This window comes from Flavobacterium sp. DG2-3, assembly GCF_030730925.1.
Lineage (GTDB): Bacteria > Bacteroidota > Bacteroidia > Flavobacteriales > Flavobacteriaceae > Flavobacterium.
In genome coordinates this window covers 20,649-34,248 of sequence record NZ_JAVAMB010000024.1, presented here as the reverse complement: position 1 = coordinate 34,248, position 13,600 = coordinate 20,649, and the positions used below count along the sequence as shown (strand labels likewise).

At 33.0% G+C, this 13,600-nt stretch carries 15 protein-coding genes and 1 tRNA gene; 8 read left to right on the top strand and 8 right to left on the bottom strand.

The features are described from left to right. Window positions 1-27 precede the first annotated feature (27 nt). The 8 genes from murG to Q9Q97_RS21310 all read left to right on the top strand — a co-directional run bounded on the left by murG (window position 28) and on the right by Q9Q97_RS21310 (window position 8,638). Window positions 28-1,113 carry an undecaprenyldiphospho-muramoylpentapeptide beta-N-acetylglucosaminyltransferase gene (murG, locus tag Q9Q97_RS21345; protein WP_306160851.1) on the top strand — a complete coding sequence of 362 codons (1,086 nt, stop codon included), beginning with the start codon at window positions 28-30 and terminating at the stop codon, window positions 1,111-1,113. 156 nt (window positions 1,114-1,269) lie between these two features. Continuing rightward, a complete protein-coding gene (gene murC, locus Q9Q97_RS21340) occupies window positions 1,270-2,619 on the top strand; it encodes a UDP-N-acetylmuramate--L-alanine ligase (RefSeq protein ID WP_306160849.1) in 1,350 nt (449 codons plus the stop codon). After that, window positions 2,606-3,328 carry a cell division protein FtsQ/DivIB gene (locus Q9Q97_RS21335; RefSeq protein ID WP_306160847.1) on the top strand — a complete coding sequence of 241 codons (723 nt, stop codon included), beginning with the start codon at window positions 2,606-2,608 and terminating at the stop codon, window positions 3,326-3,328. Before murC ends, Q9Q97_RS21335 begins: the two co-directional genes overlap by 14 nt. Window positions 3,329-3,334: 6 nt before the next feature. Next, a complete protein-coding gene (gene ftsA / locus Q9Q97_RS21330) occupies window positions 3,335-4,738 on the top strand; it encodes a cell division protein FtsA (RefSeq protein WP_306160846.1) in 1,404 nt (467 codons plus the stop codon). Between the two features lie 87 nt (window positions 4,739-4,825). After that, window positions 4,826-6,826 (top strand): cell division protein FtsZ, encoded by a 2,001-nt coding sequence (gene ftsZ, locus Q9Q97_RS21325; protein ID WP_306160844.1) that lies wholly within the window; start codon window positions 4,826-4,828, stop codon window positions 6,824-6,826. A 227-nt stretch (window positions 6,827-7,053) separates the two neighbouring features. Beyond that, the gene (locus Q9Q97_RS21320; protein WP_306160842.1) at window positions 7,054-7,503 is read left to right on the top strand and encodes a GatB/YqeY domain-containing protein; all 450 of its coding nucleotides are present in this window, start codon (window positions 7,054-7,056) and stop codon (window positions 7,501-7,503) included. Between the two features lie 74 nt (window positions 7,504-7,577). Then, window positions 7,578-7,651 (top strand) — tRNA-Arg (locus Q9Q97_RS21315). 327 nt (window positions 7,652-7,978) lie between these two features. Beyond that, entirely contained in the window at window positions 7,979-8,638 is a 660-nt protein-coding gene (locus Q9Q97_RS21310) for a hypothetical protein (RefSeq protein WP_306160841.1), read from the top strand. 335 nt (window positions 8,639-8,973) lie between these two features. Here Q9Q97_RS21310 and Q9Q97_RS21305 read toward each other — a convergent pair whose 3' ends face one another. The 8 genes from Q9Q97_RS21305 to Q9Q97_RS21270 form a co-directional block, all read right to left on the bottom strand. Further along, on the bottom strand, window positions 8,974-9,369 hold the full coding sequence (locus Q9Q97_RS21305) for a hypothetical protein (RefSeq protein ID WP_306160839.1): 396 nt from the start codon (window positions 9,367-9,369) through the stop codon (window positions 8,974-8,976). After that, window positions 9,366-9,926, bottom strand: a complete 561-nt coding sequence (locus tag Q9Q97_RS21300; RefSeq protein WP_306160837.1) for a GNAT family N-acetyltransferase — start codon at window positions 9,924-9,926, stop codon at window positions 9,366-9,368. Before Q9Q97_RS21300 ends, Q9Q97_RS21305 begins: the two co-directional genes overlap by 4 nt. Before the next feature lie 177 nt (window positions 9,927-10,103). Beyond that, window positions 10,104-10,697, bottom strand: a complete 594-nt coding sequence (locus Q9Q97_RS21295; protein ID WP_306160835.1) for a dihydrofolate reductase family protein — start codon at window positions 10,695-10,697, stop codon at window positions 10,104-10,106. Window positions 10,698-10,761: 64 nt separating this feature from the next. Next, window positions 10,762-10,941: a hypothetical protein gene (locus Q9Q97_RS21290; protein WP_306160833.1), complete on the bottom strand. Its 180-nt coding sequence runs from the start codon at window positions 10,939-10,941 to the stop codon at window positions 10,762-10,764. Between the two features lie 43 nt (window positions 10,942-10,984). Further along, complete coding sequence (locus tag Q9Q97_RS21285; RefSeq protein ID WP_306160831.1) at window positions 10,985-11,845, bottom strand: hypothetical protein; 861 nt, start codon at window positions 11,843-11,845, stop codon at window positions 10,985-10,987. A 109-nt stretch (window positions 11,846-11,954) separates the two neighbouring features. After that, on the bottom strand, window positions 11,955-12,464 hold the full coding sequence (locus tag Q9Q97_RS21280; RefSeq protein ID WP_306160829.1) for a hypothetical protein: 510 nt from the start codon (window positions 12,462-12,464) through the stop codon (window positions 11,955-11,957). Between the two features lie 108 nt (window positions 12,465-12,572). Continuing rightward, complete coding sequence (locus Q9Q97_RS21275) at window positions 12,573-13,037, bottom strand: DUF962 domain-containing protein (RefSeq protein ID WP_306160827.1); 465 nt, start codon at window positions 13,035-13,037, stop codon at window positions 12,573-12,575. Window positions 13,038-13,083: 46 nt separating this feature from the next. Next, window positions 13,084-13,599, bottom strand: a complete 516-nt coding sequence (locus Q9Q97_RS21270) for a DUF2199 domain-containing protein (protein ID WP_306160825.1) — start codon at window positions 13,597-13,599, stop codon at window positions 13,084-13,086. Window position 13,600: the final 1 nt, after the last annotated feature.

The window sequence follows — 13,600 nt, the reverse complement described above, 5'->3', positions numbered from 1 at the left end:
TTTAAAACGTTGTAATTTTTGAAAGAGATGACAAAGTATAAATTCATACTTAGCGGAGGAGGAACAGGAGGGCATATCTATCCTGCGATTGCAATTGCAAACGAATTAAAATTACAATTTCCTGATGCGGAATTTCTTTTTGTAGGCGCCAAAGATAAAATGGAAATGCAGAAAGTGCCACAAGCAGGTTATGAAATAAAAGGTCTTTGGATTGCAGGTTTACAGCGAAAACTGACTTTACAGAATATGATGTTTCCTCTTAAACTGGCAAGCAGTTTATTGGAATCAAAAAGAATAATTAAAAAGTTTAAGCCAAATGCAGTAATCGGAACGGGAGGTTTTGCTAGCGGACCTTTGTTGCAAGCGGCTGGTTCTGCAGGAATTCCAACAGTGGTTCAAGAGCAGAATTCTTATCCTGGAATTACAAACAAATTGTTGAGCAAAAAAGCAAATGCAATTTGTGTGGCGTATCAAAATTTAGAGCGCTTTTTTCCAAAAGAGAAAATCGTTTTAACGGGAAATCCAGTGCGTCAGGATTTAATTGACATTGAAAGTAAACGTGAAGAAGCAATTGCATTCTACGGTTTAGATCCGAATAAAAAAACATTATTGGTTCTTGGAGGAAGTTTGGGAGCGAGAAGAATCAATCAGCTAGTAGAAAAAGAACTGCAAAATTTTCTTTCTCAAGACGTACAGGTAATCTGGCAATGCGGGAAATTATATTTTGAAGACTATAAAAAATACAATCAGCCAAATGTAAAAGTGGTCGATTTTATTGAAAGAATGGATTTTGTTTACGCAGCTGCAGATATCATAATTTCACGGGCAGGAGCTTCTTCAGTGTCAGAATTGTGCATTGTTGGAAAACCAGTGATTTTTATTCCGTCGCCTAATGTAGCTGAGGATCACCAGACTAAAAATGCGCAAGCAATTGTTGATGAAAAAGGCGCGATTTTGTTGAAAGAATCTGAGCTTGATAGTCAGTTTAGCATTGTTTTTGAAGCGCTGCTGAAAGATTCTGGAAAACAGAAACAATTAAGCGATAATATAAAAAAACTAGCTCGTCCAGATGCTACAAAGCAAATTGTAGAGCAGATAAAAAAGTTGTTATAATATAATTTTTAAGGAAAATTATACAACATCAAAAATAAATTTGAACGCTATTTTAGGCAATTTAGGTCTTTTGGTAGCGAAAAAACATAAAGGTTTAATAGCTAGTTTTTTACTAAAATAAAGAATTGGTAAAGATCTGAAAAACAACATTTAAAAATGAATTTAAATCAAATACAAAACGTTTATTTTATTGGTATCGGTGGTATCGGAATGAGTGCCTTAGCTCGTTATTTCAAGTTTATTGGAAAACAAGTTTCAGGCTACGATAAAACACCTTCGATGCTAACTAATGAATTGATTGAAAGTGGTATCGATATTCATTTTGAAGATAATATCAGTTTAATTCCAACTGATTATTATGTGGAGAATACATTGGTGATTTACACGCCAGCGGTTCCTAAGACACATTCAGAATGGAATTATTTTATCGAAAGACATTATGAGGTTAAAAAACGTGCTGAAGTTCTTGGAATTATAAGTAAAGATACTTTCTGTTTTGCAGTTGCAGGAACACACGGAAAAACCACAACGTCAAGTATTTTGGGGCATATTCTGTTCCAAAGTGGTGCAGACGTTACGGCTTTTATTGGCGGAATTGTAGAAAATTACAATTCAAATCTTATCGGAAGCGGTAAAACGGTAACGGTTGTAGAAGCAGATGAATTTGACAGATCATTTTTGCATTTGCGTCCAGATATTGCTTGTGTAACTTCTATGGATGCAGATCATTTGGATATCTATGGAACTAGCGATGCAATTCAAGATTCATTTAGAGAATTTGCTTCAAAAGTAGAAGATAAAAATAATCTCTTTATAACCAAAGAATTGCCTTTAGATGGTGTTCAATGTGCTATAAATGAAGATGCTGTATATAAGGCGTATAATGTTCGAATCGAAGATGGGGCTTATGTTTTTGATGTGCAGACGCCATCAGAAATTATAAAAGATCTGCGTTTTGGATTGCCTGGAAAGCACAATTTAATGAATGGATTGATGGCTATTGCAATGGCTAAAACCTATGGCACCCCAACCGATTCTATTGCAAAAGCCATTGCTTCATTCAGCGGAATAAGAAGACGTTTTTCGTATCAGATTAAGACTGAAAAATTAGTATATATTGATGATTATGCACATCATCCAACAGAAATAAATGCTGTTCATCAAGCAGTTAGAGAATTGTATCCAGGACGTAAAGTTTTGGCGATTTTCCAACCGCATTTGTTTAGCAGAACAAGAGATTTTGTTGACGGATTTGCTGAAAGCTTATCGCAGTTTGATGAAGTGTTTTTGATGGATATTTACCCAGCAAGAGAGCTTCCGATGGAAGGTGTGACTTCTGAGTGGCTTTTGGGTAAAATGACTAATGCGAACAAAAAAATTGTTGCAAAAGAAGATTTATTAGGGGCAATTAAAGCCAGTGATGCACCTATTATTGTAACAATTGGAGCTGGTGATCTGGGAGAGATGGTTCCGTCAATTAAAAAGATTTTAAATGAAAGTATTTAATTGGGCAAATATTAGATTAGTACTTATTTTCGGACTGGTTTTGTTTCTATATTCTTTCGCTCAACATCGAAATGGAGATCGAAAACTGAAAAAATCTATGGTCGTTTTTGTAGGAGAAAATACGCTTTTTGTGAAGCCAGAAACGGTTAATAAATTGTTGATAGAAAATAAAAGAGACGCTTCCAGTATTAGAAAAGATGAACTAGATTTGAATAAGATAGAGAAAACCCTTGATACGCAAGACATGATTGAGAAGTCAAATGTTTTTGTAAGTATCGATGGAGTTCTAAAAGCAGTAGTAAAACAGAAGACGCCCATAGCAAGAGTTTATGACGGCGGCGCTTCTTTTTATATTGACTATGAGGGGGATAAAATGCCTTTATCAGACAATTTCACTGCGCGAGTTCCTCTTGTTTCAGGGGCAATAAATGAAAAAAATAACGAAGATTTAGCAGCTTTATTTCGCACAATTTATGACGATGCGTTTTTGAAAAAAAACATCATTGCTATAGAGATTATGCCGAATGGAAGCTTAAAAATGTTTAATCGTAACTATGATTACTTCATAGATTTTGGAAGAACGATGAATGTTGATAAGAAATTTAGAAACTATAAAGCGTTTTTTCAAAAAGCAGTTTTAGATAGTTCGTTATACAAATACAAAAAAATTGACCTTAGGTTTACGGAACAAGTAGTTTGCACTAAATAATAGAAAATGGAAAAAGATAACATTGCAGTAGGTCTAGATATTGGAACAACCAAAATCGTTGCCATGATCGGCAAAAAAAATGAATATGGTAAGTTGGAGATTTTGGGCATTGGTAAATCCAAAAGTTTGGGTGTTGCCAGAGGAGTAGTAAACAACATTACGCAGACGATTCAGTCTATACAGCAGGCTATAATCGAAGCAGAAAATAATTCTGGATATAAAATTAAAGATGTGGTTGTGGGTATTGCCGGACAGCACATCAGAAGTATTCAGCATACAGATTACATCAGCAGAAATAATCCGGAAGAAGTAATCGGCGAAAAAGATATTCAGCTTTTAATCGATCAGGTTAATAAACTGGCTATGCTTCCAGGAGAAGAAATTATTCACGTTTTGCCACAAGAATTTAAAATCGACGGGCAATCTGAAATCAAAGAACCAATTGGTATGTATGGTGGAAGATTGGAGTCTAGTTTTCACGTTGTGGTAGGGCAAGCGTCTTCAATCAGAAACGTGGGAAGATGTATTCAGAGTTCAGGAATTGAATTGTCTGGATTAACGTTAGAACCATTAGCTTCTGCAGATGCTGTTTTAAGTCAGGAAGAAAAAGAAGCTGGTGTTGCGCTTATCGATATTGGAGGCGGAACAACAGATTTGGCTATTTTCAAAGATGGTATCATTCGCCATACTGCCGTAATTCCGTTTGGAGGAAATGTAATTACAGACGATATTAAAGAAGGCTGTTCGATTATCGAAAAACAGGCTGAACTTTTAAAAGTAAAATTCGGATCGGCTTGGCCAGGAGAAAATAAAGATAACGAGATTGTTTCGATTCCAGGTTTAAGAGGAAGAGAACCAAAAGAAATTTCGCTTAAAAACTTATCTAAAATTATCCATGCAAGAGTAGTGGAAATTGTAGAGCAGGTTTTTGCAGAAATCAAAGCATACGGACACGAAGATCCTCGTAAAAAACTAATCGCAGGAATTGTTTTAACAGGTGGTGGCGCACAGCTGCAGCACATTAAACAATTGGTCGAATATATTACAGGAATGGATACTAGAATTGGTTATCCAAACGAGCATTTGGCAGGTAACTCTAGTGAAGAAATCTCTAGTCCGTTATTTGCAACTGCAGTAGGATTAGTAATGAACAGTATCGAAAACAGTTCGCAAAGTGCTGTTAGAATGGAATTGGTTCAGGAACAGCCAAAAGTGGTTTATAGAACGGCTCCGCCAGTGCAGCGATACGAAGTTGAAGAAAACTACGTTGAGAAAGTAGAAACTATTGAAGATACTCGAGAAGCGGTAAGCCAAAAGGTATCTAACGAATCTACAGAAACAAAAATAAGAAGATCATTTTTTGATCGATATGTCGACAAAATCAAAGAATTTTTAGACAACGCAGAATAAATTAGAATAAAAAGAGAAGGATTACTTTCTGGCCCCAAGTCATGAAGTAAAAAATGTACTTAATAAGAATTTCAAAAAACCAAAAAGATGATGAGCAACTCAGAATTTGGAAGTATTTCATTTGATTTACCAAAAAATCAATCAAATGTAATCAAAGTAATAGGTGTAGGTGGAGGCGGAAGTAACGCAATTAACCACATGTTCAAACAAGGTATTAAAGGCGTAGATTTTATCGTTTGTAATACCGATTCGCAAGCGCTTCAAAATAGTTCAGTACCTAATAAGATTCAGTTAGGAGTTAATTTAACAGAAGGATTAGGAGCGGGAGCAAACCCAGACGTTGGACAGCAGTCGGCTATCGAAAGTATTTCAGATATTGAAAAAATGTTGGATAGAAATACTAAGATGGTATTTATTACAGCTGGTATGGGTGGAGGAACTGGAACTGGTGCAGCTCCGGTAATTGCTCAATTGGCTAAAGAAAGAGAAATATTAACTGTTGGTATCGTGACTATTCCGTTTCAATTTGAAGGGAAAGTGCGTCAGGAACAGGCAATTCTTGGAATCGAGAAATTGCGTAAGCAAGTCGATTCTTTAATTGTAATCAACAACAATAAATTAAGAGAAGTATACGGAAATCTTGGTTTTAAAGCAGGATTCTCTAAAGCGGATGAAGTTTTGGCAACAGCCTCTAGAGGTATTGCTGAAGTAATTACGCACCACTATACTCAAAATATCGATTTACGTGATGCAAAAACTGTTTTGTCAAACAGTGGAACTGCGATCATGGGATCGTCTGTAGCAGAAGGTGAAAACAGAGCAAAAGAAGCGATTGTTTCTGCTTTAGATTCTCCGTTGTTAAACGACAATAAAATTACGGGTGCCAAAAACGTATTGTTGCTTATCGTTTCTGGAGCTCACGAGATTACTCTTGACGAAATTGGAGAAATCAACGATCATATTCAAGCAGAAGCTGGTTACAATGCCAATATCATTATGGGAGTTGGTGAAGACGAAACTCTTGGTGAAGCTATTGCTGTAACTATTATTGCTACAGGTTTTGATGTAGAACAGCAAAACGAAATTGTAAATACAGAACCAAAGAAAATCATTCATACGTTAGAAGATGAGCAAAGAAGTGTTCATAATTTAACTAACAGACCACTTACATCTTTTGATTTAACAACGGATACTCCTACTGCAAAAGTAGAAGATAAAGTTGTTTTCGAATTGGTAGATGAAGATGAAACATTTACACCGACACCAACTCAAGCTATAACTCAAACTCCGGTACAAGCTGTTGCTCCAGCTATCAATCAGGAAGAGTTAGTGGTAATGTCTGAGTTTATCAAAAACTTAGATGTAACTTTCGAAATTGTTTCGCCAATTACAGATATCGATTTTACAATTTCAGCTCCTGAAACACCAATTCAGCAAATACAGCAGCCGCCAGTTCAGCAGCAAAGAGTTTTTGAAAGAGAAGAACAAACAACTTTCTCTTTTGATCTTCCTTTGTTCAAACAAGAGCCTGTAAAAAGAGAGCCAGTTGTTGAAGATAATAGAGTGTTGTTTGAATTGACCAATGAAACTCGCGAAATTAAAGTAAACGATCCAGTACAATTTGTGCCAGTAACTGAAGTTTCAGACAACGGCATCATCAAATATTCTCTAGAAGAATATATGGAAGTTGAAAATGATTTATTGGCTTCTAAACCAGTTGAAAAAGTAGTTGAAGAAACTATTCCAGAGGAATTAAACATCACATTGAAGCCAAGAGTTGATTTTGCTAGCCAGCCAGATTTCTCTACAACTTCTGAAGTTTCTCCTTTAGAATTGACTATCGAAGAAACATTGCGTTTAAGAGCTGAAGAAAGAAGAAAGAAACTAAAAGAATTTAACTATAAATTCCATAATAATGTTTCTAGAATTGACGAGTTAGAAAAAGAACCTGCTTATAAAAGATTAGGAATAGATTTGTCTAATTCGCAATCTAACAATACAAATTCTAGAATTTCTGTTGGAACAGACAGTAATAACGATTTGCAATTACGTTCAAACAATTCATTTTTGCACGACAACGTAGATTAATTTTAGAATCATAATATTGGGTAACCCGAAAATTGGATTTAATTTTCGGGTTATTTTTTTTATCTTCGCACAGAATTTCAAAATTTGACTTATTTACTAAACTTTTTAAGTTAATTCTTTTGTCAGTTCGAGCCCTTCGGCTTCGCTCAGGATAAACAAGTCGAGAACAAATTTCAAAATAACATATCAATTAATGGGCTTTGGCTTATTTTAAATAAAACATAAACATGAGTTTACAAACACAAATCATGGACGAAATTAAAAACGCCATGAAAGCAAAAGATACTGTAGCTTTAGAAGCATTAAGAGCTGTGAAATCAGAATTATTATTGGCTTCAACTGCTTCAGGATCTAAAGAAGATTTATCTGAAGAAGAAGAGATTAAATTACTTCAGAGATTGGTTAAAACTCGTAAAGAAAGCGCAAGAATCTTTACAGAGCAAAACCGTCCAGATTTAGCTGAACCAGAATTGGCTCAAGTTGCTGTAATCGAGAAGTTTTTACCAGCTCAATTAAGCGAAGAAGAAGTAGAAGCTGTAATCGCAAAAATCATTGCTGAAACAGGAGCTTCTGGAATTGCTTCAATGGGTAAAGTAATGGGATTAGCATCTGCTCAATTAGGCGGAACTGCTGAAGGGAAAACCATTTCGACAATCGTTAAAAAACTGTTGTCTTAAATAATTTTAGATTTTAGAGTTCAGATTTTAGATTAAATCTGAACTCTAAAATCATAAAATCTAAAATATAAACTGACCTCGTAGTTCAACTGGATAGAATATCAGATTTCGGCTCTGAGGGTTGGGGGTTCGAACCCCTCCGGGGTCACTATAAAAACTAAAAGCCTGCAAAGTGTATATTTTGCAGGCTTTTTTTGATTCAAAAATTATTATCTAATTTTTATAATTTTTACAACATCAGTGTTTACGGCAAATTTTGGTTCGAACTCCGTCAAGTCTCTAAAATTCTGGAGTAACTTTTTATTTGCATATTGAAAACAAAGTTATTAAGTTCACTTTATCATATTAGCTTTTACAAGATTGACTTGTCGTGTAAATTGACTTTATTTTTCAATAAAAATTAAATGTAAAAGAGTTTTCTAAAAAAAACTTGACAGATTGCTACAATTTATATATTTGAATTTCTAAAAAAAAAATGACAGAGCAAAGTAAATATATAGAAATAGGAAGGGGTGCGGAACTCATACCAATGGAATATTGGCATCAATATGTACTTGGTATTGACCTGACGGAAGAATTAAATTTTCTGGTTGTCAGTGAAGTTGGTAAAAATGAAATTATATACCAGAAGCGAATTTCACTCTTCGAAATTCAGAATCCAGAATGGAGTAAACTTTTAGAAATTTCTAAAACCAAAGCTTTTATTGATAAACTAATTGAAATTAGCTCTGACAAAAGAATGGTGTTAAACGAATTGAATAAAATTTCAAAAAGTATTTACGATACTATGTTATTATTAAATGGAAATTGGATTTCAGAGAATAAATATAGTGGTTTAAACTACAATTCAAATTTTAGCAATTGGATTGACGCTATTGAAATAAAAGGTCATCTAAAATTTACTTTGGATTTGCAAATTGATAACAAAAGAAATTGTCATGTAGAAATCCCCGTAAATTACTTAAGTGGGGGTGATGGTTATTTTTCAATAAAAATGGGAAGGTTTGAATTATCAAAGAATCAAATTTTGATCTGGCAAAACGATACTTTTCCAAGTAATATTAAATACGAATTATCTGAAAATGAATTGATTTTAGACCTGTTCGAACATCAAATTAAGTTCATTAGAATATAACATCAAATTAGTTTAGAGCCGGCACATGAAAACAAAATCACTCAATATTAATGGCTATTAGATATTTTTAATGAATCTAAAAAGTATATGATATTAGTCAAACGTAGGCATACTTAACAGGGCTAGTTCAATGATGAAAATGTCTTGGTATAATGACATACAAGCCATGAACCTACTCACAGCACAACAGATAAATTAAAGATGAGTTTCATTCAAAATCTTTAAATCTTCCGCTAATTGGTTCGAATTCTGTACCGTCAAGGTCACTATATATTTTAAGAGCCTGAGAATGTAGATTCTCAGGCTTTTTTTTAGCTGTTATGAGTAGGTAGTTTTTATTCTAGATTTTTCCAACCTGAAACATTTTTAGATCTTAATTGAAGTAAAGCATATAAAAGTATTACTCCTGCTAATCCAAAAAGAGATGTAATTATTTCTACCCCAACATATAAATTAAGCAGAAAGGTTAAAATACTAATTGTGAAAGTTCCCCAAAAAGCCCATTTTTTCCATTTAAAAAGAAAAAATGTAAACAACAAATCTAGTATTGTAAAGATGACATAAAAATAATTTAATTTTTCGCTAAGATCGATTAAATCATTATTCGGGTTTGAATCTAAAATTGTTTTCAAAGTATAGAAATCGGCTATTAGAAATATTGAGAGTAAAATGGTAAGTATTATATTTCTTTTTTTAGAATTTTCTATATCGTTTTGATTTATAGTAATCATTTATTTCTGTTTTCTGTTTGATTATTCCTCAAAGTATAAGTTACCAGATTTTTGATGTTCTCATGCTTATTATTATACTTTTCATTCTCCAATTCAAAGTTCAATTTTTTTAATATTGATACGGAATTAACATTGTCAGAAGACGGAAAAGCAGTTATTATTTTTGCTTTTATTTTTTCAAAGGTATATTCAATAATTTTTTTGATTGCTTCGGTCATTATGCCTTTACCTTGAAATTCACTCAACATTTCATATCCTATTTCTACAATTTCATTTTCAATATCAAAATTCCATAAACAAATTGAACCAATTAGATCGTTATTTCCTTTTTCCGTTATAACCCAATAAATGCATTCATTTTTCGCTACTAAATTTTGTATTTTAATGATGTATTCTTCTGCTTTTTTTAAGTTTGATGAATTCTCTCTTCCAACAAAAGCATTTACCATGGCATCAGAATGTAATTTATGAATTAAAACAACATCAGTGTTTTCAATATTTCTTAATAGTAATCTTTCAGTAATTAGTTTAGGAAAATCTTTAAAATTCAATTCCATTCTATAATTTTTTTGGATTATTTTTTATGATAAATTTTGGCTTTTGCCTTAGATTAATTGGTGTAAATCTTTGAGAGCATGAGAATAGTAACGTCAAATGTGGTATATATGTCTGACGTCAAAGTTTTTATTTTCAACAATAGAATTTTATTTCATAAATCACCAAACAGACTTAAATCAAACAATAGCATTTCCAGTCTTAACTTCTCCATCTCGTATGTAATTGGCTAAAATTACTCCGGTTGAAGTAATGGTACTATCTGTCAAAATAAAAGATGACGGATTTGCATTATCATCAAAAAGCTTTTTTCCTTTTCCTAGCAATAGAGGATGAATTTTTAATCGAAGTTCGTCAACCAAATCATTTTTTAATAAAAGATGAATAAGTTGGCTGCTTCCCCAAACGTGAATGTCTTTGCCTTCAGAATTTTTAAGCTTCTTTATTTCATCTAGGCTTTCGATAAAAATAGAATTTTTCCAATCTGATTTTTCTCGGGTTTTAGAAAGAACATATTTGTTTCCATCATTAATACTCGGCCAAAATTCGGCATGGTCAGGCCAGTAATTTTCCCAAATTTCAAATGTTTTTCTTCCCAAAAGATAATCTGCGGGCTGCAATTCTTTCTGTACAGCCTTATCATAGGTTTCATCACCATACGGCACAGTCCATCCTCCAAATTTGAAACCTTGAGATCGGTCTTCTTCAGGTCCTCCAGGAGCTTGCATTACTCCATCTAATGACAACATCGATAAAACAATTATTTTTCTCATATCATAAAGGATTTAGTAGTTGTTTTTATAACTTCAATGTGACGAAATTCGAATCTTATTTTATCTACTTTTTAGAATTTCTAATGATGTAATAAACTGAAAATACAAACACCACAATATAGATAACTGCCAATGCAGGATTTTCAAATTTTAAACTTTGAAAATCAAATTGCTTAAATAAGACTACGCCCAAAATGATTGCGATAATCCAAAAAACAAATGTAATCGGTTTTTTATTTTCCATGATTTTAGTATTAATAGTTAATTAAAAATTTCGATTTAGTTATTTACACTTTATCCTGTTCTGCTCTTAAAACATCAATAATATTCTCGTTCTTAAAGTTTTCCATAAACAAATGAACCAAAGGAGCAGTAGCACTTTTCGGATGTTTTTTTAGAAAACGGTTAAACTCCTGAATGTTCTCTGGATAAATGTAGCTTTCTTCTGTTGCTCGTTCTCTAGTTGGCGTATTATCCTGACCTATTAGATAATCCATTTGATAATTTTTGTATTCTTCTTTTACAGATGGATTTAATTTCGAATTCGGATATTTAGCCATAAAATTTTCCCAAGAAATTATTCTGTCGCCCAAATCTTTAAAAGATATAGCAAGTCCCGCATCTGCAGAATAGAGCGTTTTGTTTTCTTCACTCTTTAATTGCAAATAGTCCTTATAATCGTCTGTCACATAATCTTTAAAAATCTTGTAATAGAAATCGGGTAGGGGCTCAATTTCAACATATCCTTCTCCAATTTCCCAATAGCGCAATTGATGTTTAGAAAGGTTTTCCCCTAAAAGCTCTACTGCTTTTTTGTCGGCTTCGTCTTCATTATAAAATTTCTCTAATATTCCAGTTTCTTTTCCAGCTATTTGCTGTAATAAATTGCCGTTTTGTTCAAAATATTTTTCATATAAAGCGTTGGCAGCTTCTTTATTAGGCAATGATTTTAATTGAAGCACCACTTCATTTTTCCTTTTAGTAAATAATTGAAGCAAGTCAGAATCTGATGATGCTGTTTGTACAGAATTTTGAACTTTAGTACTGTCTTTCTTTACTTCTGTTTTGTCGGCAAGACTTTTATTCTCCGTTTGTTTGCACGAAGAAAGTAAAACTAGAGCCGTAATTGTAATAATGGATTTTCTCATTTATAGATTAAATTTATAAGCTGCTTCAAAATGTTTTTAAAATAATAAAGGACAAAAAAGATAAAAATCTTCGTTTGTCCTTATTTTATACTGCTGACTTTAAAGAAAGTTAAAACGAAGTTCGTTTAAATTCTTTCATTCCTTCAAATTCTTTATATTCTTGATATAGATCAATTCCAAGAATGCTCCATCTTTTAGTTCCTCCAACATGATACTGAAAAACACCTTTCTTTTCTGTTTTATTGATATCGATGTATAATGTCGACCATTCTGTTCCACTAAGAAAACCAGTTCTTCTAATTAATGCTGAACGCACATTTTCGCCATCAGTAATTGCGTTCAATTTAAATTTGCTGCACACATCATCTTCAAGAATAATGTCTGAAATAAACGTGTCACGATTTGAAGACTGCGTTTTTGTCTCTCTGTTTTCAAATTCAAATTTTTTATCTTTTTCTTCATTGTTCGGTCTCGTAACAAAAGATAAAGCAAAAAAAGAAAAAAGAATTGCAACAGGTAAGCCCACTTTTTGACGAATTTCTGCTGCTTTTTTTGCAGAAAAAACAAAGAGCCCTAAAAACAATGTAACGTTTAGTATTCCCCAGATTAACTGTATCATAAATTTAGTTTTGGTAAATCAAAAATACATTTTTATTTTAAAAAATAAGAGAATCCTTATTTTAATTGTTCGTCAAGACTGGGCAAAATATTTTTGGAATGAAACCATTTATTTCTTCGAAAACAAATTCTCAACAACCCAAGCTGGGCCAATTAATAAAAACTGAAGATCTTTTAAGAAAGAAGGCTTTTTACCTTCAATATTATGACCGTAAAATTGTCCGATCCAAGCCAACGCAAAAACGCCAAGCGAGAAAACCCATAACGGAACAAATTGCGAGATGTAATAATTGACAATTAAACAGAGAATAGAAAAAATAGCAATTTTAATAGCCATCGAAATGGATAAACGTATGTAGAAAATAAGAACAAAAAGCAAAACGAGAAAAGCCCAGTTTTCAATTATAGGAGCGTTTAATTGAAGTGTATTTGAAATTATCGCACTCGGAATACTCATAAGTAAACCAACGATCGAAAAGTAAATTGCAGGAACACAAATATAATGTATCGCTTTGTTTTTGGGGTTCTGATGACTTACGGCATATTCTGCAAACCATTGGTCTAATGTTCTCATTTTTTGTGGTTTTAAGGTTAGTTGCGTAAATCTAATAAAATTTCTTTTAGGTTTTACCGTGCTGTATTTTCATTATTTCATCAACAATAGAAATCGCTTTTTCGAGTGTAATTCCGTTTTCCTGATCTATTGTTAGCGGGTGATTTTCCTCAATCATTTTTATTTCAGGAATTAAATCCAAGCCTTGTTCAATTGCCATTGATTTTAATGACAAAGTTTCGCCATAAGTGGGAACATTGGTCTGCATCCAGCCAAAATAAGGTTCCTGATTTACTCGGTTTGGATCTTCCCATAAATCCATTCGCAGACAGAAATTATCTTCGCTTATGGTAGTCCATACATTAAAAACCAAATCTTCGTGGTAATCTATAATCGGAATCGTTAATCTGCCACGATGAAAAAAATGTTCTTCATCGATATAACACCAACTTCCGCCGTATTCAATTCTTTGTTCTCTTTCTTCTGGGGGAATGGTAAAATAATAAGCAGGAAATTGACTGCCAAAGCACAATGGTATTTGGTCAAAAACTTCTCCGCAGCAAGAACATTTGTAAGTATACATT

Coding starts and splice junctions, on each gene's coding strand:
- Q9Q97_RS21280 (WP_306160829.1), bottom strand. CDS start 12,464: ATGATACAGTTAATCTGGGGAATACTAAACGTTACATTGTTTTTAGGG.
- ftsA (WP_306160846.1), top strand. CDS start 3,335: ATGGAAAAAGATAACATTGCAGTAGGTCTAGATATTGGAACAACCAAA.
- Q9Q97_RS21295 (WP_306160835.1), bottom strand. CDS start 10,697: ATGAGAAAAATAATTGTTTTATCGATGTTGTCATTAGATGGAGTAATG.
- Q9Q97_RS21275 (WP_306160827.1), bottom strand. CDS start 13,037: ATGAGAACATTAGACCAATGGTTTGCAGAATATGCCGTAAGTCATCAG.
- Q9Q97_RS21270 (WP_306160825.1), bottom strand. CDS start 13,599: ATGTATACTTACAAATGTTCTTGCTGCGGAGAAGTTTTTGACCAAATA.
- ftsZ (WP_306160844.1), top strand. CDS start 4,826: ATGATGAGCAACTCAGAATTTGGAAGTATTTCATTTGATTTACCAAAA.
- Q9Q97_RS21285 (WP_306160831.1), bottom strand. CDS start 11,845: ATGAGAAAATCCATTATTACAATTACGGCTCTAGTTTTACTTTCTTCG.
- Q9Q97_RS21305 (WP_306160839.1), bottom strand. CDS start 9,369: ATGATTACTATAAATCAAAACGATATAGAAAATTCTAAAAAAAGAAAT.
- Q9Q97_RS21300 (WP_306160837.1), bottom strand. CDS start 9,926: ATGGAATTGAATTTTAAAGATTTTCCTAAACTAATTACTGAAAGATTA.
- Q9Q97_RS21310 (WP_306160841.1), top strand. CDS start 7,979: ATGACAGAGCAAAGTAAATATATAGAAATAGGAAGGGGTGCGGAACTC.
- murG (WP_306160851.1), top strand. CDS start 28: ATGACAAAGTATAAATTCATACTTAGCGGAGGAGGAACAGGAGGGCAT.
- Q9Q97_RS21335 (WP_306160847.1), top strand. CDS start 2,606: ATGAAAGTATTTAATTGGGCAAATATTAGATTAGTACTTATTTTCGGA.
- Q9Q97_RS21320 (WP_306160842.1), top strand. CDS start 7,054: ATGAGTTTACAAACACAAATCATGGACGAAATTAAAAACGCCATGAAA.
- murC (WP_306160849.1), top strand. CDS start 1,270: ATGAATTTAAATCAAATACAAAACGTTTATTTTATTGGTATCGGTGGT.
- Q9Q97_RS21290 (WP_306160833.1), bottom strand. CDS start 10,941: ATGGAAAATAAAAAACCGATTACATTTGTTTTTTGGATTATCGCAATC.